General features: G+C 66.4%; 19 protein-coding genes and 1 tRNA gene. 15 read left to right on the top strand and 5 right to left on the bottom strand.

Going from position 1 to position 24,276, the window contains the following annotated elements; all coding sequences use genetic code 11:
- Positions 1–107: 107 nt before the first annotated feature.
- From FHG09_RS15770 to FHG09_RS15730, 9 genes are all read left to right on the top strand, one after another.
- A complete protein-coding gene (locus tag FHG09_RS15770; RefSeq protein WP_152348584.1) occupies positions 108–2,624 on the top strand; it encodes a hypothetical protein in 2,517 nt (838 codons plus the stop codon).
- Positions 2,625–2,867: 243 nt separating this feature from the next.
- Entirely contained in the window at positions 2,868–3,875 is a 1,008-nt protein-coding gene (gene ssd / locus FHG09_RS15765; RefSeq protein WP_152348583.1) for a septum site-determining protein Ssd, read from the top strand.
- A complete protein-coding gene (locus FHG09_RS15760; RefSeq protein WP_152348582.1) occupies positions 3,872–5,044 on the top strand; it encodes a TadA family conjugal transfer-associated ATPase in 1,173 nt (390 codons plus the stop codon). Before ssd ends, FHG09_RS15760 begins: the two co-directional genes overlap by 4 nt.
- A complete protein-coding gene (locus FHG09_RS15755) occupies positions 5,041–5,736 on the top strand; it encodes a type II secretion system F family protein (RefSeq protein ID WP_152348581.1) in 696 nt (231 codons plus the stop codon). The genes FHG09_RS15760 and FHG09_RS15755 overlap by 4 nt, the downstream gene beginning before the upstream one ends.
- Before the next feature lie 2 nt (positions 5,737–5,738).
- Positions 5,739–6,329: a type II secretion system F family protein gene (locus FHG09_RS15750; RefSeq protein ID WP_152348611.1), complete on the top strand. Its 591-nt coding sequence runs from the start codon at positions 5,739–5,741 to the stop codon at positions 6,327–6,329.
- Positions 6,330–6,370: 41 nt separating this feature from the next.
- Entirely contained in the window at positions 6,371–6,973 is a 603-nt protein-coding gene (locus FHG09_RS15745; RefSeq protein ID WP_152348580.1) for a GNAT family N-acetyltransferase, read from the top strand.
- A 178-nt stretch (positions 6,974–7,151) separates the two neighbouring features.
- A complete protein-coding gene (locus FHG09_RS15740; protein ID WP_152348579.1) occupies positions 7,152–7,397 on the top strand; it encodes a DUF4244 domain-containing protein in 246 nt (81 codons plus the stop codon).
- A gap of 6 nt (positions 7,398–7,403) precedes the next feature.
- Positions 7,404–7,790 carry a TadE family type IV pilus minor pilin gene (locus FHG09_RS15735; protein WP_152348578.1) on the top strand — a complete coding sequence of 129 codons (387 nt, stop codon included), beginning with the start codon at positions 7,404–7,406 and terminating at the stop codon, positions 7,788–7,790.
- Entirely contained in the window at positions 7,787–8,104 is a 318-nt protein-coding gene (locus tag FHG09_RS15730) for an Rv3654c family TadE-like protein (protein ID WP_152348577.1), read from the top strand. Before FHG09_RS15735 ends, FHG09_RS15730 begins: the two co-directional genes overlap by 4 nt.
- 26 nt (positions 8,105–8,130) lie before the next feature.
- On the opposite strand, the gene FHG09_RS15725 is transcribed toward FHG09_RS15730, so the two are convergent.
- Positions 8,131–10,407: a DEAD/DEAH box helicase gene (locus FHG09_RS15725; RefSeq protein ID WP_152348576.1), complete on the bottom strand. Its 2,277-nt coding sequence runs from the start codon at positions 10,405–10,407 to the stop codon at positions 8,131–8,133.
- A gap of 34 nt (positions 10,408–10,441) precedes the next feature.
- Between FHG09_RS15725 and FHG09_RS15720 the strand changes: the two genes are divergently transcribed.
- Together FHG09_RS15720 and topA are read left to right on the top strand one after the other, a co-directional pair.
- A complete protein-coding gene (locus FHG09_RS15720; RefSeq protein ID WP_227492809.1) occupies positions 10,442–12,094 on the top strand; it encodes a methyltransferase in 1,653 nt (550 codons plus the stop codon).
- A 168-nt stretch (positions 12,095–12,262) separates the two neighbouring features.
- Complete coding sequence (gene topA, locus FHG09_RS15715) at positions 12,263–15,109, top strand: type I DNA topoisomerase (protein ID WP_152348575.1); 2,847 nt, start codon at positions 12,263–12,265, stop codon at positions 15,107–15,109.
- A 253-nt stretch (positions 15,110–15,362) separates the two neighbouring features.
- On the opposite strand, the gene FHG09_RS15710 is transcribed toward topA, so the two are convergent.
- Complete coding sequence (locus tag FHG09_RS15710) at positions 15,363–15,857, bottom strand: GNAT family N-acetyltransferase (protein ID WP_152348574.1); 495 nt, start codon at positions 15,855–15,857, stop codon at positions 15,363–15,365.
- Positions 15,858–15,950: 93 nt separating this feature from the next.
- Positions 15,951–16,685, bottom strand: a complete 735-nt coding sequence (locus FHG09_RS15705; RefSeq protein ID WP_407645410.1) for a biotin/lipoate A/B protein ligase family protein — start codon at positions 16,683–16,685, stop codon at positions 15,951–15,953.
- A gap of 130 nt (positions 16,686–16,815) precedes the next feature.
- On the opposite strand from FHG09_RS15705, the gene tmk reads away from it, so the two are divergent.
- Both tmk and FHG09_RS15695 read left to right on the top strand, forming a co-directional pair.
- Entirely contained in the window at positions 16,816–19,686 is a 2,871-nt protein-coding gene (tmk, locus tag FHG09_RS15700; RefSeq protein WP_152348573.1) for a dTMP kinase, read from the top strand.
- A gap of 1 nt (position 19,687) precedes the next feature.
- The gene (locus FHG09_RS15695; RefSeq protein ID WP_152348572.1) at positions 19,688–20,845 is read left to right on the top strand and encodes a DNA polymerase III subunit delta'; all 1,158 of its coding nucleotides are present in this window, start codon (positions 19,688–19,690) and stop codon (positions 20,843–20,845) included.
- Between the two features lie 39 nt (positions 20,846–20,884).
- On the opposite strand, the gene FHG09_RS15690 is transcribed toward FHG09_RS15695, so the two are convergent.
- A complete protein-coding gene (locus tag FHG09_RS15690; RefSeq protein ID WP_152348571.1) occupies positions 20,885–22,003 on the bottom strand; it encodes a M20/M25/M40 family metallo-hydrolase in 1,119 nt (372 codons plus the stop codon).
- A gap of 210 nt (positions 22,004–22,213) precedes the next feature.
- On the opposite strand from FHG09_RS15690, the gene FHG09_RS15685 reads away from it, so the two are divergent.
- A tRNA-Thr gene (locus FHG09_RS15685) sits at positions 22,214–22,286 on the top strand.
- Between the two features lie 92 nt (positions 22,287–22,378).
- Here FHG09_RS15685 and FHG09_RS15680 read toward each other — a convergent pair.
- Complete coding sequence (locus tag FHG09_RS15680) at positions 22,379–22,783, bottom strand: hypothetical protein (RefSeq protein WP_152348570.1); 405 nt, start codon at positions 22,781–22,783, stop codon at positions 22,379–22,381.
- Between the two features lie 284 nt (positions 22,784–23,067).
- Between FHG09_RS15680 and FHG09_RS15675 the strand changes: the two genes are divergently transcribed.
- The gene (locus FHG09_RS15675) at positions 23,068–24,276 is read left to right on the top strand and encodes an acetyl-CoA C-acetyltransferase (RefSeq protein WP_152348569.1); all 1,209 of its coding nucleotides are present in this window, start codon (positions 23,068–23,070) and stop codon (positions 24,274–24,276) included.

Raw genomic sequence — 24,276 nt, 5'->3', positions numbered from 1 at the left:
ACAGGGGCCCTGTGTTCTGCAAGGATGGGGTCAGAGTCTGTCGGGATCCGTCCCGCGCGGACACGGAAACACTGTTACCTTTTCCCCGAGATCGACTGGAGTCAGCGATGAGTTCGCCGCAGCATCCAACCGGGTCCGGGCCACAGCCGTGGCAGGATCAGCCCCCGCAGTACCCGGGCCAGAACGCGCAGCACCCCGGTGGGCAGCCCCCGGCCTACGGCTCGGGACCGGGGCAGTTCGGTTCGGCTCCCGGACCGGCCTATGGTTCCGCACCGGGGCCCTACGGCTCGGCACCCGGTCAGCCAGTCGCAGCACAGGGGCCCTACGGGTCTGCCCCGGGACAGTACGGGTCGGGGCCCGGCCCCTACGGGTCTGCGCCGGGCCAGTTCGGCTCGGCTCCGGGACCGTATGGTTCGGCACCTGGCCAATTCGGGCAGGCACCTGCACCGAAGCAGAAGACCGGGCCGGGAATCCTCGGACCGCTGACTCTGCGTGACCTCTTCCTTCTCTTCGCCGGTCTGCTCGCCTTCATCGCACTGTTCGTGCCTTACCGCGGTTACAGCTACGGCTTCGGACGCGAGACCACCACTCTGTGGCACTGGAACGTCGCGGACATGGGCGCGCTCGTGTTCGCGGTGCTCACGATCCTGCTCATCGTGGCGGCAGTGCTCGTCAACAAGCTCGGCAACAGCCGACTGCGGGTCGGATCCCTCAGCCTCGACCAGTTCATCTCCGTGCTCTCTGCGATCGCCTTCACCTATGGGTTCATCGACCTGCTCACCTCGGCGGTCTACTGGCATGTGGGCTCCTACCTGACGTTCTTCGCCGCGCTCATCGCGTTCTTCGCCGGAGTGTTCACGATGCTGCCGTTCTTCGCCAAGGAATTCGCCGGACGCGAGGACATCGAAACCCATCCGAAGGCTCGCCCCGTCACCAAGCACACCCCGCATCCGGCACCCGTCGCGAATGTGCCCGGTGCCGGCGGTCCGGGCGCCGGTGCACCCGGCTTCGCGCCCTATGGCTCGGCCGGTGCGGGTCAGTCGGGGCCCGGTCAGCCGGATGCCGGCCATTTCGGTCAGCCGGGTGGACCGGCACAGTCCGGTCAGCCGGCTCAGTTCGGCGCGCCCGCACAGCCGGGTCAGCCTGCACAGGCTGATCAGTCGCGTGCCGAGCAGTTCGGTCAGCCCAGCCCCTACGCTCCGCCGGAGGAGCAGGCAGCCGGGCGTTCGGCCAGCTCCTTCGCCGCACCTGCCGCTGCCGGCACTTCGGCGGAGGCGGCCTCACCGGTGCCCCAGGCCGAGACCTCGGACCAGCCCTCGGCTGACGGGCCGGTGCACAGCACCGGTGAGGGACAGACCTATCTGGGCCGTCGCGATTCCGAGGCCCCGCAGCATTCGCAGAGCGAACCGACTCAGTCATTCGGCGTCGGAGCCGGCGGGTCCCAAGCTGATGCGCTCGGCGACCAGCCCACCCGGGCCGACGGCCGGCCCGCCGAGTCGAATGCCCAAGCGGCTGAATCCGACGCCCCGTCCGCCGAATCCGACGACAAGTCAGGTGCAGCGGCCGCCGCTGCTGGTGCCGGAGTGATCGGCGCCGGGGCTGCCGGTGTCGCCGCTGCGCACTCGGACTCCGAACGTCGCCGTGGTCGTCATGCCGCTCCCGAGTCGGAGACCGGTGCGGAACCGACCGGCACCGCGTCGGCTCCGCAGAACGATGAGGCGGATGAGGACGCGTCTGCGGACAAAGCCGCGGCCGCCTCGGCGACGGAAGACGAAGCTCTGACGGTTGTGCCACCGACCGAGAGCAGCGACCTGGTCTCCAAGGTCAATGCGAAGTCCTCGGACACGAACGCCGTCGAAGGCGCGAACACCGGTGCGGACTCGGACGCGAAGCGCTCAATCGATGTCGATCAGGCGTCGGCAGGCGGCGCACCCGAGGATGCGCGTTCGAACGCTTCGCCATCAGACTCCTCGCCATCGACGGATGGATCCGCTGCACAGGGTTCGAACGACGATGCGAACGTCCGCTCCACCGACGCCACCGTCGTCAGCACTCCGGCAGACGGACAGGTCGTGGCAGGCGACGAGTCCACAGCCGACGACCAGCCCACGACCGACGACAGGGCGGCTGCGGATGACGACGAGCAGGCGACCGCTGTGATGGAGCCGGCCACCCGTGCGGAGCGGACCACCGCTGCCGAAAGCGAGGAGCCGACTCAGTACGTTCCCGTCGCCGACTACGCCAACCGGCCGGAGACCGACGGGGGCGCAGGCCGATCGAACGACGAGACCATGGCGCAGACGGCCGTCGACAGCCAGCCGGTGCCCGCCGACGCCGGGCAGAACCGGCCCGACGGTGCGCAGAACGACGGTCGGACCGCCGATCAGGACAATGGTCAGGAACAGAACCAGGATGGTGGGCGCCCCATCATCCAGGCATTCTGGTTCGCTGTTCCCGAACCGCGCGAAGCCGTGGACGAGACCACCGGAATGCCGGTGTTCACGATCTACCCCGGCGACTGGTACCTCAGCCTCGAGGACAACGGCTCCTGGTTCAAGGTCCGTGCCTCTGACGGCAGCACCACAGGTATTCTGCGCAATATCGAAGGAATCCAGCGCGGCTGATTCGGCCTGCATCCACTCGTACGCCAACCCTGTGGACAGAACCCGGCCGATCCGGTGCCCACCGGCACCACGCCATGCGACCGGCCGATGGGGCCGCTACGGCTGACCTGGACGGAGGCCGCATACTGCCGCTTGGGGCGTCTCCTGTGACTCAACCTCACAGGGGGCGCCCCTTCGTCGTCCCCTCCACAGGGCAGTGCCCGGGTCTGGCCGGTGACCGCCTGCCGGGAACAGGCTCGACGCATGCAGGTAGCCCTCATCACCGACCTCGGCGCGATCACCGAAGAATGCGCCCGAGTGGCCGAAAGCATCGGCATCTCACTCACCGTTCTGCCTCCCGACTCCGGAGGCTGGCAGTCCGCATCGCTCATCCTCCTCGGCGAGGATGTCCGCGAAGCCCCCGCCACCGACCGGGCAGACAAGATCCTCGTCGTCCTCGACGATGACGAACCCTCCTCGACCTGGGCGAAAGCCGCCCACCTCGGCGTCGACCAGCTCGCCGTGCTGCCCGCCGCCGCGGAATGGCTCAGCGGGCGGATGATCTCCGCCGTCGAACCGCCGACAGCTCCCGGAACCACGGTCGGCGTCGTCGCCGGATGCGGCGGGGCCGGTGCCTCCGTGCTCGCATGCGCACTCGCCCGACGGGCCGGAGCCGATCACAGCACCGTCCTCGTCGACGCCGACCCGCTCGGCGGGGGACTCGACCTCGTCCTCGGCGCCGAACAGGTGCCCGGACCCCGATGGACCGACCTCAGCGCCTCCCGCGGACAGCTGCGCCCCTCCACCCTGGCCGACGCACTGCCCCGCCACGACGGACTCGCCCTGCTGTCGTGGGGCCGAGACGACACCGTCGACCTCGACCCGGACGTCTTCGACGACTTCCTCGCCGCGGCCGGTCAAGCCTTCGACCTCGTCATCGTCGACCTGCCCCGCCACGCCCCACCGCAGTGGACCAGGCGCTGCCATCATGTCCTCCTCGTCTCACCGGCCCGGGTCCGGTCCGCCGTCGCTTCCTCCCAAGTCGCCAAACGCCTCTCCCACGCCCACCCTGATGTGCGCCTCGTCGTCCGCGAAACCGGGGCAGGCGGCCTCGACGCCGACCTCCTCGCCGACTCAATCGGACTGAGCCTGGCCGGGAGCATCCGTGATGACCGGGGACTGTCCGCCGCCGTCGACCGCGGAGAGGGCATACCGGGAGGAGCGCACCTCGGCCGCCTCGTCGACCGATTGCTGGGGGAGTGGGTGGAATGAGCGAATGGCTCGACGCCTCGCTGGTCGCCGACGTCCGCAAAACGCTGCTCGACAAACCGGGACCGGTGACCACGGCCGCCGTCGCCGAGGCGGTCCAACGCACCGGGCGCGTCCTCGGCTCCTCCGCCCTGCTCGAACTCGTCACCCGGCTGTCCGCGCAGCTGTCCGGGGCGGGCCCCCTGCAGTCCGTGCTCGAGGTGCCCGGCACCACGGACGTGTTCGTCAATGGGCCGCGTGAGATCTTCGCCGACACCGGCGACGGACCCCAGCTGCTCGACCTGTCACTAGGGTCCGAAGAGGAGGTGCGGTCATTGGCGGTGCGATTGGCCGCCCTCGGCGGGCGCCGCCTCGACGATTCGAGTCCCTATGTCGATGTGCGCCTGCCCGACGGGGTGCGGATGAACGCGATCGTCCCTCCGATCTCCGGAGAGACGACCACGATCAGCTTCCGCGTGCCCAAACGCTCCGGGTTCCCGTTCTCCCAACTCTGCGCCGAAGGCTTCGTCCCCGATGAGATCAGCCCCCTCATCGCCGAGGCGGTCACCTCGCGGGCGAACATCCTCATCTCCGGCGGGACGGGCACGGGAAAGACCGTGCTCCTCGGCGCTCTGCTGTCGCTGGTCGAGCCGATCCAGCGCATCGTCATCGTCGAGGACTCCCGCGAACTCATCGTCACCCACCCGCACACCGTCCAGCTCGCCTCCCGCCAGGCCAACGTCGAAGGCGGCGGCGAAGTGACGCTGACCGATCTCGTCCGCAACGCCCTGCGGATGCGGCCCGACCGCCTCGTCGTCGGGGAATGCCGCGGCGCAGAGGTCCGGGACATGCTCACCGCGCTCAACACCGGTCATGAGGGCGGGTGCGCGACCATCCACGCGAATACCGCCGATGCCGTGCCCAGCCGGGTGGCCGCGCTCGGGGCGCTGGCGAAGATGAGCCCGGACGCCGTGTATTCGCAGTTCTCCACTGCCATCGACCTCGTCATCCACCTGCGCCGGACCGGCTCCGAGCGGGGAATCACCGAATTGGCGATCCCGACGAGGACCGGAGCCGAGGGGGTGGTCATGGAACCGGTGTGGGGCCGCCCGTCACCTTCGACGACGGGCACCGTCAACCGCCGTGCCCTGGCCCGGTTCGAAGCCGTGCTCGAACAGAAGTCCGCACAATGATCGTCCTCACCGCCGCCCTCATCGCAGCCGGGATCATCCTCGCCGCACCCTCGGACCCCGGGGCCAGGCTGCGTGAACTCCTGCACCGTGCCGAGGGCGGCGAACCGGTGCGGAAGGGAATGCGCGCCTTCTTGCGCCGAGGCGGCCACACCACCGATGACCAAGCCGAACGGCTGTGGGCGATCGCCGCCGTGGAGCACTGCGCCCACCTGCTCAAAGTGGGGATGACCCCGCAGGCGGTGATGGCCACGCTGAGCCGCCACAATGACGCACTGGCCCCGATCTCACGCGCGATCTCGTTGGGTGAGGAACCCGGACGGGCCATCGCCACCCGCAGCCGCACACTGTCGGAGACCGCCGCACAGGTGCTGTCCGGAATGGCCGCCGTCTGGACGGTGTCCGAACGCTCCGGAGCCCCCGCCGCAGAGATGATCCTGCGCTATGCCGCGGCTCAGAGAGATGCGCTCGACGCCGAACGCGAACGCCGCATCGCCATGGCCGGACCGAAGTCGACGGTGCGAGTGCTCAGCTGGCTGCCGCTCATCGGCGTCGGTCTCGGCCTGCTCATCGGAGTCAGACCACTGGAACTCATCACCGGGCTGCCGGGACAGCTGAGCATCGGTCTCGGCCTCCTCCTGTACGGGGCCGGCCGATGGTGGATGCGGACGATGATGCTGCGAGCACAGGGGTGACGATGCTTCCCGTGCTCATCGGTGCCTGCGTCGGACTCGGCGTACTGCTGTGGTCCGGGTCGACCCGCGGGAGACTGCAGAACCTCCTCGGCGAGGCCGGGACCGACCCCACCGGCACCGAGGCGGCCGCCCCGGAGGCCGGGACGCCGGGGTCGTCGGCGGCGGGGGCAGTGGCCGATGATCAGCTGGCCTTCGACCTCGACCTCGTGGCGATCTGCCTGACGTCGGGGCTGCCGATCCCCGTGGCTCTGACCCTGACCGCCGAGGCGACCGACGACCGATCGGGCCTGCAGAGGATCGCTCGAGCGATGACGATCGGAGGACGCAGACTCGCTGCCGACGACCGGCTGCTGCCGGTGCTCGAGATCTTCGAATTCTCCGAACACACCGGTGTCGGCCCGGCACCTCTCATCGAGTCCGTGGCCGAGGAACTGCGCGCGTCCTCCCGCAGGCGTCGGCAGGAAGCCGCCGCCTCATTGGGCGTCCAGCTGGTGCTGCCCTTGGGCATGTGCATCCTGCCGGCGTTCCTGCTGCTCTCCGTGGTCCCGGTCGTCATCTCCCTGCTCTCCGACCTCACGACCGTGTTCTTCTGAAGCCTCCTGCAGGGTTCGGCCTCGTCCGATAGGCTCGACGCATGGCACCGGTCACACCCTTCAACCAGCTGTCCAATGTCGAACAAGCCGAGGACTACGCCGAGAACCTCTTCGTCGGCCGCTCCGTGCGACTGCGCCCGTTGAGGGAGGAAGATCTGCCTTACCTCGAACAGTGGTGGTTCGATCCCTCGATCGTCGTCCTGCAGAATCACACGGTTCTGCCGCGGCCGGAAGGGGGTGTGTCCGAGCAGTTCTCCCAGTGGAGCGCGAACACCTCGAGCGAAGCAGTCGGCTTCAGCATCGAGCTGACCGAAACCGCAGAGTTCGTCGGCCATGTCACCCTCTACGGACGCAATCCCATCAACCAGTCCGCAACTCTGGCCATCGTCCTCGGCCCCGAATTCCACGGCCGCGGCTACGGTTCGGATGCGGTGCGTCTGGCCGTGAAGTACGGGTTCCTCCAATTGGGACTCAACCGCATCGAGCTGCAGACCTGGGCGTTCAACACCCGTGGGATCGCTTCTTATACGAAGGCCGGGTTCGTCGAAGAAGGCCGTCGTCGTGAGGCCGTGTTCTTCAACGGCCGCCGCCACGACGAAGTGATCATGGCCATCCTCAGAGACGACTGGGCCAGCAACAGCTGAGGCACCGACTCACACGCCGTTTCCTGTGGACGGCGTCTCCACTCGCACACGGTGAGCCTGTGGACGCAGAACCCGTTTCCACAGGCCCGATTTCGACCCTGGACACGACAGTGCGCTCACTCCCAGGCTGAAGGTCCGCTCGCAGAGTGCGAACGGGTCTGCTGCCAAGGAGGAGAGCATGGCCACCACATCACCGCCCCCGGAGATCGAGGATCCACCGACCGGGCAGATCGAACCGGTCGACGACCACAGTGCGATCGAACAGTTCTGGGAATCGGACACCGGAGCGACCACCGCCGAATACGCGATCACCACACTGGCCGCATGCGGATTCGCCGCACTGCTCGTCGTCGTCCTCAAATCCGAACCGATCAAGGAACTCATCACCGGGGTCATCTCCTCGGCGCTCGGATTGGGAAGCTGAACCGCCATGGCCAGCGGACGCTCCCGTCAGCGGCAGCGAGGCTGGGACCGTGACGCCGGGACGGCAACGGCAGAGTTCGCCGTCGTCATGCCCGCCGTTCTGCTCCTCATCGTGCTGCTCGCGGGAGCCGCCGCGGTCGGCTTCTCACAGCTGCGAGCCTTCGACGCGGCACGGTCCGCGGCCCGGGAGATCGCCCGCGGCGAGCCCCAAGCCGCAGTCGTGTCCGAAGCGAAGAAGCACGCAGGTGACTCTTCATCGGTTCGAGTCCGAGCCGACGGCGGGTATTCGGTCGTCACCGTCACCATCGAACTGCCTGCCGCGATCTTCTTCCTCGACACCGTCGATGCGAACGCCACCGCCCGGTTCGAGGGAGACCGGACAGGACCGCCATGACGAACATCGTCGTGGGGCTGTGCTCGATCGTGCTCGTCCTCGTCACCGCCATCGGCACCCTCGGCCAAGCCTTCGTCGCCCACAGTCGGGCGCAGAGTGCCGCGGACCTGGCGGCGCTCGCCGCTGCGGACGCCGTTCGCGGACTGGCCACCGGCGAACCGTGCGAGGTTGCCGAGGAGGTGGCGAAACGCAACGGCGGTCACCTCAAGGACTGCCGTGCCTCGCTGAGCGAACAATCCGCCTATGTCGTCATCGAAGTCGACATCCCAGGGCCCCTGCCGAAGGTCAGAGAGGAGGCCGTCGCCGGGAAGTGAAACCCGGGCCGCCGTCCGGACGGCTGCTATCTGAGCACGGTGCGCAGCAGCCGCAGCGCCGCGTCCTTCTCCAGGGGTTCGTTCCCGTTGCCGCACTTCGGCGACTGCACACACGACGGGCACCCGTCGATGCACTCGCATGCGGCAATGGCGTCCCGGGTCGCACCCAACCACTCTTCGATGACTTCACTGCCGCGTTCGGCGAAACCGGCACCACCGGCCAGACCGTCATAGACGAACACCGTCGCCAGTCCGGTGTCGGCATGCAGCGCCGTCGACACACCACCGATATCCCACCGGTCACAGCCGGCGAAGAGCGGCAGCAGGCCGATCGAAGCATGTTCGGCGGCGTGGACGGCTCCGGGCAGGTCACCGGAGACGACCTCGGCTTCGTCGAGGACGCTCTGCGGGATCGTCCACCACACGGCCTTCGTCCGCAGAGTGCGTTCCGGCAGGTCGAGTTCGTGTTCGGCGATGATCGCTCCACCTCGCTTGGCCCGCATCCGGTAGGCCACGACCTGGTCCTTGACGTCGACGGTGCCGCTGCACACCGTCGCCCCGGAGAGCAGAACCCGCTGGGCCTCCGTGTCGACGATCGAGATCTCCGTCTGCGAGCGCGGCTGAGTCGTGTAGTCGACCTCGGCACGTTCGACGGCGACGATCCGGTCCTCGAGGTCGAGATCGAGGACGGTGAAATCGATGCCCTGATGCGTATACACCGCTCCTGGATGGGCGCCCGTATGGGCTCCTGATTCGTCGACCGTGCCCAGCAGAGTGCCGGTGCTCGCTTCGACCAGGCTGAACTGTCCGCCACCGGAACCGCGGATATCGGAGAGATCGGCCGCGGGCTGATCCTTGGCCCAGAACCATCCGGTCGGTCGTGCCCGCAGCAGTCTTCGCTCCACGAGGTCGTCGATGAGCTCACGCGAATCGTCCGGAAAGTGCACGAGGTCGGCCGACTTCAGAGGCACCTCGGCGGCGGCCGCACACAGGTGGCCGGAGAGCACATGCGGGTTGCCCGGGTGGATGACGCCGGCGTCGACCGGGGAGTCGAAGATGACTTCGGGATGATGGACGACGAACGTGTCGAGCGGATCATCACGGGCGATGAACACAGCCATCCACCGCTGTCCGGCTCTCCCGGCCCGTCCCGCCTGCTGCCACAGAGATGCCAGAGTTCCCGGCCAGCCGGAGATGATGACGAGGTCGAGGCCCGAGATGTCGATGCCCAACTCCAGGGCGTTCGTCGACGCCACAGCCAGCAGCTGACCCGAGCGCAGAGCGGTCTCGAGCATGCGTCGCTCCTCGGCCAGATACCCGCCCCGGTAAGCGGCGACCTTCCCCGTCAGGCTCTCATCGACCTGTCCCACCTGGTCACGGACCGTCTGCGCGAGCGCCTCGGTGCCGCGGCGGGAGGCGATGAACGTGATCGATCGAAAGCCGGCGCACATCGAATCGGTGATGACATCGGCGGCTTCGACCAGACCGCTGCGCCGATCCCCGCCCGGAGACACCGGCGGCTCCCATAGGGCGAAGCTGCCGGACGCCCGTGGGGACGAATCCTCGGTCACCGCATGCGCGGGCCGCCCGGTCAGCTTCGCGAAGGCCACATCCGGGTCTGCCATCGTCGCCGAGGCACCGATGACCACCGGTGCCGCACCGTAGTGGGCGGCGATGCGCAGCAGTCGGCGGAGGATGAGTGCGACATGGGACCCGAAGACTCCGCGGTACCGGTGGGCTTCGTCGATGACGATGAAACGCAGATTCTTGAACATCCGGGCGAAGCGCTCATGCTGGGGCAGAATGCTGCGGTGGAGCATGTCCGGGTTGGTGAAGACGATGTTCGCATGCCGCCTCGCCCAGTCCTTCGAGACCTGCGAGGTGTCCCCGTCATAGCCGGCCGGACGCATGCCCTGAACGACGAACCTCTCGAGTTTGGCCAGCTGATCGGCGGCCAGGGCCTTCGTCGGAGCGATGTAGATCGCCGAGGCGCTGCGCAGCTTCCCGCGAGTCGACTGGATCGCTTCGAGCACCGGCAGCCAGAACCCTAACGATTTGCCCGACGCGGTGGGAGTGGCGATGACGACGTCGGAACCGTCCCTGGCCGTCTGCGCCGCCTCGAGCTGGTGCTGCCACAGGGCGTCGACTCCGATGGAATGGCACGCATGCTTGAGCTCCTCATCGATCCAGTCCGGCCACTCGGCGTCCCGTTCGAAGCGCTGCGGGATGTCGCGGACATGGACGATCCGCTCATCCCGGGCACCGAAACCGGTGACGATGTCGAGAAGAGCGGAGGAGGCCATGAGTCAATTATGGCGCAGTCGTTAGGATTCTTCTGTGACTGATCAGCCGTTGGCCCACCTGGGCGAGACCCTCTACCGTGCCGGATACACCGAACCGCGACTGCGCCAGTTCTGGGGCAGCTCGACCTCGGAGGCGCTGCTGCGCAACAACGCAGCCCCCGCCATCCACCACTGCACCCGGGCGCTCGCCGACCAGTCCGCCACCGCCGCAGACCGGGCAATCGCCTGTGCGGCGCTGCTCTTCCACTTCCACCGCACCGTCCCGGTCACCGAGATCCGTACCCTGTTGGGGGAGTCCTTCGACACCGCCGCCGAGGCGGGGCTGATCATCGCCACCGACGATGAGGCGATCGCCCCATTCGCCCTGACTCCCTATGCCCTTCCGGTCGGGGTCCCGCGTGGCTTCCGTCCCGGGGACGAGAACCTCTACCTCGTGGCCGACCACGGCACCCTGACCACCCCGGATGTCCTCGACGGCGAGTTCGTGCTCGGACTCGGCGGGGCCGGCCGCACCCTGGTGTCCATCACCCCACGTGACCACGTCGGTGTGGCCGCAGACATCGGCACCGGCTGCGGAATCCAAGCCCTGCTGCTGGCCCGCCACTGTGACCGGGTCATTGCCACCGACATCTCCCACCGGGCCCTGCACCTGGCCGAACTCTCGGCCGGACTCAACGGTGTGACGACGATCGAGTTCCGGCACGGCTCTCTCCTCGAACCCCTCAGCGGACCCGTGGATCTGCTCGTGTCGAATCCGCCGTTCGTCATCACCCCGCGCAGCACGGACACCACCTTCGAATATCGGGACGGCGGCATGATCGGGGACGAACTCGTCCGGGAGCTGTTCGCCCAGATTCCGGCGAACCTCACCCCGGGAGGACGCAGCGTCTGTCTCGGAAACTGGGAGGCCGCCTCGGCGAAGGACGAGGGGCCGGAGACCTGGGTCAGCGAAGACGACACGTCGGTATTCGTCATCGAACGCGAAGCACTCGACCCCACCGCCTACGCAGAGACGTGGATCCGCGACGGCGGGATCGTCCGTGCCAGCTCCGCCTGGAACGAGGCAGTGGCCGCATGGCTCGATGACTTCGCCACCAGAGCTGTGGACGAAATCGTGTTCGGGTACGTGCTCATGAGCCGTTCCGATAACGATGTGCCAACGATTGGCTCCGAGGACTCCGCGGTCGGTGCGCCCACACCCGACCACAGAGTCTCGGGGGCGGCCGCCGGAGTGTTCAAGTCCCGGGTGAGAGTCACCTCGGCGCCGGCGAACAATCCGCGCGGACTCGCCGAGTTCCTCACCACGATCGTCGCGATCCGGTCCTGGCTGGCCGCGGCCGGGCCCGAGGAGATCGCCGCGACCGCTTTCACCCGCTCACCCGACCTCGTCGAACATCGCCATTTCGTTCCCGGACAACCGGAACCCAGCTCGATCACCCTGGAGCAGGGCATCGGTTTCGGGCAGATCTTCGACCTCGATACGGCGTTGGCCGGGTTCGTGTCCGTCGCGGATGGGACACTGACCCTGCGGCAGACGGCCGGAGCATTGGCCCAGCTTCTCGAGGTCGACCCCACAGCACTGGAAGACCAACTCGTCGCCCAGGTCAGAGCCTTGTGCGCCGCGGGTGCACTGCTGCCCGACGGCGGTTGCCTCGAGAGCTCGACGACTCGGACGACTGTGGACTAGGGATAGGATCGGAAACCGCTGACGCCGTGTCCGAGCCGAGATCGGACCAGGTCGGGGCAGTGTCCGGGTCGCATGGCCCGATGAGGAACGTGTCAGTTCAACAGTGTTACATTGGGCCGGATCGTCCGTTGCAGCGGGCAGCTGATGCCGTGAGAGGAATGTGAAAGCGTGACCACAACCGAGAAGAAGCCCCGTCGCCTCGTCATCGTCGAGTCTCCGACGAAGGCGCGAACGATTGTGGGATACCTCGGCGACGGTTATGACGTCGAGGCCTCCGTCGGCCACATCCGCGACCTGCCCACCCCCTCGGAGCTGCCCGCCGATATGAAGAAGGGGCCGTACGGAAAGTTCGCCGTCGACGTCGACAACAACTTCGACCCCTACTATCGGATCGATCCGGGCAAGAAGAAGAAAGTCACCGAACTCAAGCGTCTGCTCAAGGACGCCGACGAACTCTATCTGGCAACGGATGAGGACCGCGAGGGAGAGGCCATCGCCTGGCACCTGCTCGAAGTCCTCAAACCGAAGATCCCCGTCAAGCGCATGGTCTTCCACGAGATCACGCCCGAGGCGATCGACCGTGCCCTGGAGAACACCCGCGAGATCGACAGCTCGCTCGTCGACGCGCAGGAGACCCGCCGCATCCTCGACCGTCTCTACGGCTACGAGGTCTCACCCGTGCTGTGGCGCAAGATCCGTGCCGGACTCTCCGCAGGCCGTGTCCAGTCCGTGGCCACTCGCCTCGTCGTCGAACGCGAACGTGAACGCATGGCCTTCGTGCCCGCCGACTACTGGGACCTCGACGTCGACCTCGGACTGCCGGACGGGACGAACCCGTTCGCGGCGAACCTCACCACTGTCGACGGGTCCCGTGTGGCCACCGGCCGTGACTTCAACGACAAAGGTGAGCTGAAGAACACCTCGGCGACGATCGTCGACCAGGCTCGCGCGGAATCCCTGGCCACAGAGCTCAGTGGCACCGCCAAAGATGCCCTGACGGTGACCGCGGTGGAGTCGAAGCCGTACTCCCGCCGCCCGGCCGCCCCGTTCACGACCTCGACCCTGCAGCAGGAGGCCGGACGCAAACTGCGCATGAGCGCCCGTCAGGCGATGCGCACCGCACAGTCACTGTACGAGCACGGCTACATCACCTATATGCGCACCGACTCCTCGGCGCTGTCGGGTCAGGCCATCTCCGCCGCCCGCAAGCAGGTCACCGAACTCTACGGCCCCGAATTCGTTCCGCAGTCGCCGCGTCAGTACGCGAGCAAGCAGAAGTCGGCGCAGGAGGCCCACGAGGCAATCCGTCCCGCCGGCGACTCCTTCCGCACCCCGGCACAGGTGTCCAAGCAGCTCAATGGGGACGAATTCCGTCTCTACGACCTCATCTGGAAGCGCACCGTCGCCAGCCAGATGGCCGATGCGAAGGGAAAGACCGCGACCATCAAGGTCAGTGCCGCACTCGCTGACGGGCATGAGGCCGGATTCAGCGCCAGCGGCACCGTCATCACCTTCCGCGGATTCCTCGCCGCCTATGAAGAGGGCCAGGATGCGTCCCGCTATGACACGAAGTCCGGCGAGTCGCGGCTGCCGCAGGTCGAAGAGGGCCAGTCGCTGTCGGTCGTCAAGGCCGAAGCCGATGGCCACACCACTGCTCCGCCGCCGCGCTTCACCGAAGCCAGCCTGGTCAAGCAGCTCGAGGAGCTCGGCATCGGCCGTCCCTCGACCTATGCGGCGACGATCTCGGTCATTCAGGACCGCGGTTATGTGACCACTCGCGGCAATGCGCTCGTGCCCAGCTGGTTGGCGTTCTCCGTCGTCCGACTGCTCGAGGAGCATTTCACCGGTCTGGTCGACTATGCCTTCACCGCCGACCTCGAATCCGAACTCGACCGGATCGCGATGGGCGAAGAGGACCGCAACGACTGGTTGGCCGGCTTCTACTTCGGCGACAAGGGCCAGGACCGTGAAGGTCTCAAGGCGATCGTCGACGACCTCGGCGATATCGATGCCCGTGAGGTCAACACCGTTGCCATCAGCGAGGGCGTGAACCTGCGCGTGGGCCGATACGGTCCCTACCTCGAAGTCACCTCCGAGAAGGAAGGCGAGGACCCGAAGCGGGTCTCCGTACCCGACGATCTGGCACCCGATGAGCTGACGGCGGCGAAAGCGGCCGAACTCATCGAATCCCAGGGCGACGGTGACCGTGAGCTCGGTGTCGACCCGGAGACCGGACACACCATCGTGGCGAAGAACGGCCGCTTCGGCCCCTACGTCTCCGAGGTTCTTCCCGAGCCCGAAGAGAAGCCGAAGCGAGGCGCCAAGAAGCCCAAGCCGCGCACCGGCTCCCTGTTCAAGTCGATGGATCTGAACTCGATCGACCTCGAGACCGCGCTCAAGCTGCTCAGTCTGCCGCGTGTGGTCGGTCAGGACGAAGAGGGCACCGACATCACCGCGCAGAACGGACGCTACGGACCGTACCTGAAGAAGGGCACGGACTCACGGTCCCTGACTGACGAGGAGCAGATCTTCAACATCACCCTCGACGAGGCACTGAAGATCTACTCCGAGCCGAAGCAGCGCGGGGGCCGTCGTGCCGCGGCTCCGCTGAAGGAACTCGGTGAGGATCCCGAGACGAAGAAGCCCGTCGTCGTCAAGGACGGTCGCTTCGGACCCTATGTCACCGATGGTGAGACGAATGCGACCCTGCGCAAGGACGACTCCGTCGAAGCCGTGACCCTCGAACGCGCGGCCACCCTGCTGGCCGAGAAGCGGGCGAAGGGACCGGCGAAGAAGAAGACGACGACGCGCAAGGCACCGGCGAAGAAGGCACCCGCCAAGAAGACGACGGCTGCCAAGACGACGGCCGCGAAGAAGACCACCGCGTCCAAGTCCACGGCGTCGAAGACCGCCGCTGCGAAGACGAGGGCTTCCAAGTCGACTGCGTCGAAGGCCACGGCGTCAAAGACGACAGCGGCGAAGAAGACGAGCACGGCCAAACCGAAGACTCCTTGAGTCGACAGCCGCCGAGCCCGCGGCGTTCACCTGTCACTGCTTTCGCCACCTGCCTGATGCTCCAGGCCGGGGGCGAAAGTCGTTTCTTCTCCTGTGGCCAGTGATACCTCGTGGCCCGTGATTTTTAGGTCGATCCACGGTGATCTCTCGACGTCGAAAACACCGTGGATCGACCCCACAATCGCCGTTTGCCGACACCGGCCACGTACTCCAGTGCTTCTGGGACGAGGTCAGCAGTGCCTCAGGGGCGAGATCAGCCGCGCGACGAATCTGCGAAGTCGGTGAGCGCCTGGCCGTCAAGACGGTAAGTCTCCCATTCGTCCTGCGGCTTCGCACTCAGCGATTCGTAGAACCCGATCGACGGGGTGTTCCATTTGAGCACGCACCATTCGAGCCGCGTCAGTCCGCGCTCCTGGCAGATCTGCGCCAGCCGACCGAGCAGCGCCTTTCCGGCTCCCGAGCCGCGATGTTCGGGCAAGACGAAGAGGTCCTCGAGCCAGATGCCGTTCCTGCCCGTCCATGTCGAGAACGAATGGAACCAGATCGCAATGCCGATGACCTCGCCGCCCGCCTCGGCCACGAGACCGAACGTATTCGCATGACCATCGTCGGGGAACATCACTGCCGCGAAATCCGCCTCGGTGGCCTCCACCGCATCCGGTTCCTTCTCATAGACAGCCAGTGCGTGAACAAGCCTCAGGATGTCGGGCAGATCAGAGCGTTCTGCTTCACGAATGGTGACGGTCATGGTGTGTGCTCCCAAAGTCGTTCGGTCAAAGGAATTCAGTCTCCGCGGTTCGCGCGCTGTCCCGGCCTGTGCCGTCCACAGCTTTCGCCGACCTCACAGCCGGTGCCTGTCCGCGTGGGCGGACACCTCGGTCAGCTCCTCGGCGGTGGGGGACAGAGGCGTATGCGGATTCGCGTCGGAGTAGAAGGCGGCGAACGCCTCGGCGACGGAATCGATCGTCACTTCGGGATGGATCTCGCTGATCGATCCGCCTGTCGACGGATCCCAGTCGATTCCGAGAGCGGCTTCGACATCGGTGAGCACCGCGCGGATCGGATCCGGATCCGCGACGACGACGGACGACGAGAACAGCCAGGCACCGGAGACCACGCGCTGAGCGGTGCCGATCGCCTTGATCCGCCCGGCCACGTTGACGCTGTGCTCACCGGGACAGTATTCGCCGGGAATCTCACCGAGACGGGCATCGATGCCCAGCCCTCGCAGCACCTCGACATAGTCCTGTCCGAAACCGGTGAACCGGGCATTGGTGTTCGTGATGAATGAATCACTCGGTTCGATGTGATCGATGACCAGCGAACCCGGATGATACGCCGCCGCACGCCCGCCGAGGCTGCGCAGGGCAGGCGTGAAACCGTGGTCCCGTGCCGCTTCGACGGCGATGGCGAAACCGGGCAGGAAACGATCCCGGGCTCCGAACGCCAGAGTCGGGGCCGGCCGGTACATCCGCAGGGTCGCCCCGCGCCGTCCGGCCTTGACCGAATCGAGGAGGACGCGGGCGAACGCCAGTTCCTCCACAGGTCCCAAGCCGTCTGCGGCCACCGTGGTCATTGCCGGTCTGTCAGTGTGCACGAGTCCAAGGGTAGAGGATCGGCATGCTCCGACGGGGGCCGGGTTGTCGCAGATCGCACTCCTTTCCAAGAGATATGTCAGTCGGGGCAGATAGTGTAGGGCTGTGAGCATGTTGACGACTACAGGACACCGACTGCCCGGAGCCCCCGGCCGTTTGGTCACCGAGACCGCCGCCTGGGGCGCCCTGATCGCGCTCGTCGCGATCAGCTACGTCGTGGCAGGGACCAGCGGACTCGTCGCGACGGTGGGCGGACGTGCCTTCACCGCCATGGGGGAGTCCATCAGCGCAGGAGGATTCGACAATCAATTGGGCAGCCTGTCGCTGCTCATCGTCTTCGCCCTCTCCTGTGCCGGCCTCTTCATCCCCGCAAAGGTCTTCGCCTCCCGACCGCCCGCGGTGCGCAAGACCGCCCTGAGCATCTCCGCGATCATCGAAGCCGCACTTCTCATCGTCCTCAGCCTCGCACCCAGCGCCTGGCTGACCTGGATCGCAGCCCTGTTCCTCGGTGCCGTGGTGGGTCTGCTCATGAGCATCAACCCGTTCCGACACGAAAAGCCGTGGCGCCGCGTCGGCATTCCCGCAGCCGTCCTCGTCTTCGTCTCCTGCGCCTTCCAGATCCTCGGCGGATCCACTGCCGGCACTCAATCGCTCGGTTGGGTGACTCTGCTGGTGGGCATCGGCATGGCCGCCGGATCCGTCATCATCTTCCTCACCCCCGAACGCGCCCTGCACGCGGAGTCCGCGTCGACCGGCCAGTTCCCCGAGCTCAAAGCCCGGGTTGCCCGTCCCGCCGAGGCGATTGCGAACCCGTGGGTGTGCATCGGCCTCTTCGCCGTCCTGGGTGCCACCTTCATGCTCGCTCAGCCGACCGCGGTCGGTCACGGCTACGGTCAGGCCGGCTTCGCACTCATCATCGCCTGCTGCCTCGTCGGCTGGGCCATCGGATTCGAGATGGGACCGACCTTCGCCCCCGGAATGTCCCGTCCGCGCGTGTCCACCTTCGCTCTGCTCGTCTCGGGCGTGCTGCTGCTGGCCACCGGCGGAATCAACGAACTCTCCGGCAAGGTCGTGCTCTCGGCCGCGATCGCGTTCCTCGTCGGCATCGGCGTGCGCGCTCAGCCCTACGACTTCTCCCGCCGCTACGGTGCCGTCGCCGGGGCCGGCCTGGCACTGGTGATCAACGCACTCGACCTCGGCGGCACGGTCGAAGTCGGAGCGACCCCCGACTGGGTGCTGGCACCCAGCGACGTGGCGTTCCTCATCTTCGGCATCGCCGCCCTCATCGCCGGAATCATCGGGCTCTTCACCTTCGATCCGCACAGACTGCAGGGACTGTCGGTCGACATCGTCCACGGATTCCGCCCACCCAGCCAGCCCGAGACCGCAGCCGGCGGACTCGGCAATTCGGCCGAACGCCTCGGCTCCGGGTTCTTCATCGCCATCGAGGGCGGGGACGGTTCCGGCAAGTCCACACAGATCAAACGCATCTCCGCCGCCCTGGCCGATGACGGCTATCACGTGGAATCCACCCGCGAACCCGGCGGCACCGAACTGGGGACGAAGATCCGTTCCGTCCTCTTCGACTCGGATCCGCCGAGTCCGCGGACCGAAGCGCTGCTCTTCGCCGCCGACCGCGCCCATCATGTGGCCTCCCTGGTCGATCCCGGCCTCGACGCCGGAAACATCGTCATCACCGACCGGTACATCGATTCGACGATCGCCTATCAGTCGGCCGGTCGCAGCTTCGACGAGAAGACGATCCTCGCGCTGAGCCGGTGGGCCACCCAGGGGCTCGTGCCGAACCTGACGATCGTCCTCGACATCGAACCTGAGGTTGCGGCGGAGCGGATGGGCAAGCGCGACGAAAGCAACTACCTCGACGAGGAGAACCAGCAGTTCCACCAGCGGGTTCGCCAGACCTACCTGTCCCGTGCGCACAAGGAACTCGACCGGTACGTCGTCCTCGACGCATCGATCGACGCCGATGAGCTCACCGAGCAGATCCTCGCCGCCATCCGCGCCCGCCTTCCGCAGACCCTGGTCAAACGCGACACCGGCACCGAGGCGGCTCCCGCCTCCGCATCGAACGCTGAGTCCGACAGCGGTCCGGAACGGGGTTCTGTACCGATCGCGGCCGTGGCCGCCGGGGACTTGCCCGAAGAGGGCACTTCGGGGGCAGCCGCGGACAGCGGCGAAGACCTCTCCGATGACAGGTCCGCAGCTGCGGTCGATGACCGCGAATCTGAAGACGACGCAGTCGTCGGCAGCGCCGCGACTGCCGAAGAAGCCGCCGAGGACACAGATGACGGTGGTGCGAGCGGCGATGACGCGGTGCATAAGCGCGGACCGCGTTTCGTTCCCGCTTCCGGCGATCGCTTCGTCCCGTCTGCCGTCTCCGACGCAGAGGCTGAGATCTCGGGCACCGTCCCCACCGAACGCGTCGACCTCGGCGCCGATCTGCGGGAGAAACCGGCCGACTTCGCGAATGACCGGGGGCCCGGCGACAGGGGCGATGACTCGGGATTCGGCGGGGTCGACGAGGACGCGGCGACCACGGTGCTGTCGGACCGCGGACACACCTCGGAAGCGATCATCGATGACAGCGACGATGCCGACGGAGTGCCGACGAACCGAATCACCACGGACGAAGACGCGGAGACCCGAATCGTCAATCGAGTCGATCCCGAAGAAGCCGAAACGCGGGTGGTGCACCGGGCCGACTCGACTGACGAGACCGCTGCGGATGATTCGGCCGGCCTGAGCGTCGAATCGGCGGATGAGGGCTCGGCAGACGAGTCAGCCGACGGCTCGGGCGATGCCGGTGACGCAGAGACCACGGTTCTGCCGGCCCGCAGCGCACGAGAGATGAGCCGTGAGCGGCTGCAGGCCCAGGCGGAGATCGAACGTCAGGCTCGGGAGCGTCTGCGCAGACAACGCGAACGCAGCAACCGCCGCTTCACCAACCCGGAGGATTCCTGAAGTGAGCGTCTTCGACGGACTCGTCGGCCAGGATGACGTCATCACCCAGCTCGGCTATGCCTTGGACAATCCGGCTGCGATGACCCACGCGTGGCTGTTCACCGGCCCGCCCGGTTCGGGCCGGTCGAATGCGGCTCGTGCCTTCGCCGCCGCCCTCATCTCCGGGGGTACGGAATCGAACGATGTGACCGCTCGGGTGCTGTCGGGCCATCACGAGTCTCTGACGATCATGTCGACTCAGAAGTCGGTCATCTCGATCGAAGAGGTCCGTGAACTCGTGTCCAAGGCACAAGCCTCGCCGGTGAACTCGAAATGGCGTGTCGTCATCATCGAAGACGCCGACCGGATGATGGAGCGGACCGCGAACGTGCTCCTCAAAGCCATCGAAGAGCCGCCTCCGGGAACCGTGTGGCTGCTGTGTGCGCCGAGCCCGATCGACGTGCTCACCACCATCCGGTCGCGGTGTCGTCCGGTGCGACTGCGCATCCCCTCCAGGGACGCCGTGGCGCAGCTGCTGATGCAACGTGACAACGTAGATGAGGATCGTGCCCGATGGGCCGCGGCCGTGGCCCAGAACCACATCGGGCGCGCGAAATACCTGGCGCTCAATGAGTCGGCCGATGCCGAACGCAGACAGATCCTCGCCATCCCCGGCAAACTCACCTCGGTGGGGGCGACGATCCGCTTGGCCGGTCGCATCGTCGACGCCGCAGCGGAGACCGCGAAATCACGTGTCGAAGAACGCAATGCCGCAGAACGCACGCAGCTTCTGACCACTCTGGGTGTCGAAGGGGAGAAGGCGATCCCGCCCTCGGCCAGAGCGCAGATCAGGAAGCTCGAGGAGGAGCAGAAACGTCGCTCGGTGCGAGCCCGCAACGATGAGCTCGATCGGATCTTCCTCGAACTCATGAGTCTCTATCGCGACATCCTCTTGTATCAGCTGGGGATTCGAGACGGGTGGATCAACGCCGGCGAGGTCGATCTCATCGCCGAGCAGGCGAACCGAGACGGCCCCGACACCACACTGCTGCGCATCGACGCCATCACCGAGGCCCGGCAGCGCCTGCAGACGAACATGTCGCCGGTGCTCATCGTCGAGGCGGCCTTCGTGCTGCTGTCGAATCCGTGGCTGCAGGAAGACCGCACCGGCGCGATCTGAGAACCGACGGTCGAGCGCGCCGGGGGAGTGGCCGAGTGCTCAGCCGTCGCCGAGAAGCTCTGAGACGAGTGCCGCGGTGAGTTCGATGCGGCGGGGAATCCAGATCTGCAGAGCGTGTTCGGTCCGGGCGTGGGATCCTCCGCCGACGGTGCCGAGGCCGTCAAGGGTCGGAGTTCCGACTCCGGCGGTGAAGTTGCCGTCCGACCCTCCGCCGACAGCGACCGACCGCAGCGGGGGATGTCCGAGTCGACCGGCCAGTCGTTGGGCACGGGCGTAGAGGCCCATCGCCATGTCCTCTTCGAGGGGAGCACGGTTGATTCCGCCCTTGAGCTCGATCTTCGCGCCGGCGACTGTGGGCGTCAGAGCGCGTAGGGCGTCATCGATGCGCACCTGTTCATCCGCCGAGGCGGCTCTGGAGTCGATGCCGACAACGGCTTTGGCAGGCACAGTGTTCGTGGTCGATCCGCTGGTCATCACGGTCGGGACGACGGAGGTCCCAACCGAGGGTTTGTGCAGTGCGGCGATCTCAATGACCTGGTTGGCCACTTCGATGGTGGAGTTGATGCCCTTCTCCGGCTCGACTCCGGCATGCGATGCCAGACCGGTGACTGCGAGCTGGTAGATCGCAACACCCTTGCGAGCGATCTTGACAGCACCGTCGGCGGCGCCGCTCTCGAACACGAGAGCGGCTCTAGCCCCGCGTGCTTCGTCTTCGATGATCTGCCGGGAGCCCGGGGAACCGAGCTCTTCATCCGCGGTGATGAGGAGGCTGACACCGTCGAGAGTGCCGAGTTCGGCGCGGACCTTCGCCAGCGCGTAGACGGCGATGAGCAGTCCGCCCTTCATATCGTCCGTCCCGGGTCCGCGAACCACTCCGTCCCTGACCGAGTACGGGAAGTCTGCGAGCGTTCCCGTCGGCCAGACGGTGTCGTGGTGGCCGATGAGCACGACCTTGCGCGGGCCGTTGCCGAAGCGCCACAGGACATGCGGGTGGCCGTTGGTTTCGATGAGGCGAGGTGCCGCCCCGAGCATTCCGGTGCCGATGCGCGAGACGAGCCGGGCGCTGCGGGCCAGTGAAGGGAGGTCGTTGGAGAACGACTCGCATTCGATGAGCGCCTGGAAATCACTCATGAAGTCGTCGGAGTCGAACTCTGCCATGGATGTCTCTCCCTCTCGCCTGTGCATCAAATGTCATTTCAAGGTTAACGGGTGCCGGTTCGCGGCCCGACGGCACCCGGTCGACGACGCGTGAGGGGCTCGGTCATCGCCTGTAGAACAGGGAGTGACGAAGCTCTCTGGCGGAACCGCAGAGAAGCGCATTCTTCGTTTTGACCCCTGGCAGAGAAGTTGGCTAGAGTTGATTCGGTTGCCGCCTTAGCTCAGTCGGCAGAGCGATTCACTCGTAATGAATAGGTCGCGGGTTCGATTCCCGCAGGCGGCTCGGCAACAGCCCCTCTGATCATCAGAAATGATGATCAGAGGGGCATTTTGCATCCGTCGAGTCTGCGCCGAGGACGCGAGACCCTCAGACGCTCAGCGCTTCTTCACGGGCTTGAACGACGTCGAGCACTTCCACGTCGTCTTGCCTTTCTTTGCGGTGACGGTCACGGAAACCTTCTTGCCCGGTGTCGCCCCGGAAATGTAGTACTTCAGAGAGGCCTTGCCCTTCTTCGATGCGGTGGCCTTCTTTTTCGTCTTCGTCGTCTTGTAGTGAGCGATGGTCTCAACCTTGGCCTTCGATCCGACCTTCGAGACGTTGACATAGGTGTTCGAGTACTGGCGCGGCTTCGAGTTCGACATCTTCACCGCGCACTTCTTCGTCGCAGCCTCGGCAGGAGCCGCGTCGACGGCGATGGGGCCGGCGAGAAGGCCGACGGCCAGAGTGAGTGCCAAGAGTTTCGAGCCCGTCTTCGTGCGGGCAGGGGTGGTCAAGGACATGATTCTCCAAGGGGATCAGAACTGATGAGTCGAGCTATCTTAACCACTCCTGCTGTCTCCGAGCGCTGCCGAAACGACTCCGCCGAAGATCTGTTACCAGTTCGAAGGTCGGAGGAGGCGATCACCTCACCCGTGCCACTTCGGTCCACGGCCGTGCCATGCCCCGGACGGGGCCAGCGTGTGTTGCTCGTCACCAGAAACTGATACACAATGGAACGTGCGAATGTTACTGAACGATCGATCAGATCTTGTGGTCGGTCTTCCACCCAGACTGTGAGGAACACATGAGCGAAGCGTTCATCTATGACGCAGTGCGCACCCCACGCGGTAAGAACCGCGGAGGTGCGCTGCACAGCGTCAAACCCATCGATCTCGTGACCGGGCTCATCGACGCAATTCGTGAGCGCAACCCCGATCTCGACGACAAGGCCATCGACGACATGGTCCTCGGCGTCGTCTCGCCTGTCGGTGAACAGGGCGGGGACATCGCCCGAACTGCGGCGCTCGTGGCGGGACTCGACGAGTCCGTTGCCGGTGTCCAGGTCAACCGTTTCTGCGCCTCCGGGCTCGAAGCGGTCAACCTCGCCGCGCAGAAGGTCGGCAGCGGTTTCGAGAGCCTCGTCCTCGCCGGCGGCGTCGAGTCGATGTCGCGCGTACCGCTGGGATCCGATGGCGGAGCGTGGGCGCAGGACCCGACGACGAACTACGACACATACTTCGTTCCCCAGGGCATCGGTGCCGATCTCATTGCCACCACCGAAGGCTTCTCTCGCACTGACGTCGACGCCTTTGCCGCCGAGTCTCAGGCCCGTGCCGCGACTGCCTGGGAGAACGGGTACTTCGAGAAGTCGATCATCCCCGTCAAGGACATCAACGGAGTGACTCTCCTCGACACCGATGAGCACATGCGCCCGGGATCGACCGTGGAATCGCTGTCCTCGTTGAACCCGGCGTTCACCAAGGTCGCCGCCCAAGCCGGATTCGACGAGGTGGCGCTGCAGAAGTACCACTGGGTCGAGGCCATCGATCACGTCCACACCGCAGCGAACTCCTCGGGCATCGTCGACGGCGCCAGCCTCGTCATCGTCGGCGACGGTGAGGTGGGCAAGACGATGGGCATGAAGCCGCGTGCCCGCGTGGTCGCCACCGCAGTGACCGGTTCTGAACCGACTATCATGCTCACTGGTCCGACTCCCGCCACCCGGAAGGTCCTCGACAAGGCCGGGCTGACCGTGGACGACATCGACCTGTTCGAGCTCAACGAGGCCTTCGCCGCCGTCGTGCTCAAATGGATGCGGGATCTCAACATCCCCCACCAGAAGGTCAACGTCAACGGCGGCGCCATCGCTATGGGGCACCCGCTCGGAGCCACCGGAGCCATGATTCTGGGCACCGTTCTCGACGAACTCGAACGGCGCGACCTGGAGCGCGGACTCGTCACCCTGTGCATCGGTGGCGGCATGGGCATCGCGACGATCATCGAAAGGGTCTGA

Source organism: Brevibacterium sp. CFH 10365, from assembly GCF_009299785.1.
Lineage (GTDB): Bacteria > Actinomycetota > Actinomycetes > Actinomycetales > Brevibacteriaceae > Brevibacterium > Brevibacterium limosum.
This window is presented reverse-complemented; position numbering and strand designations above follow the sequence as displayed.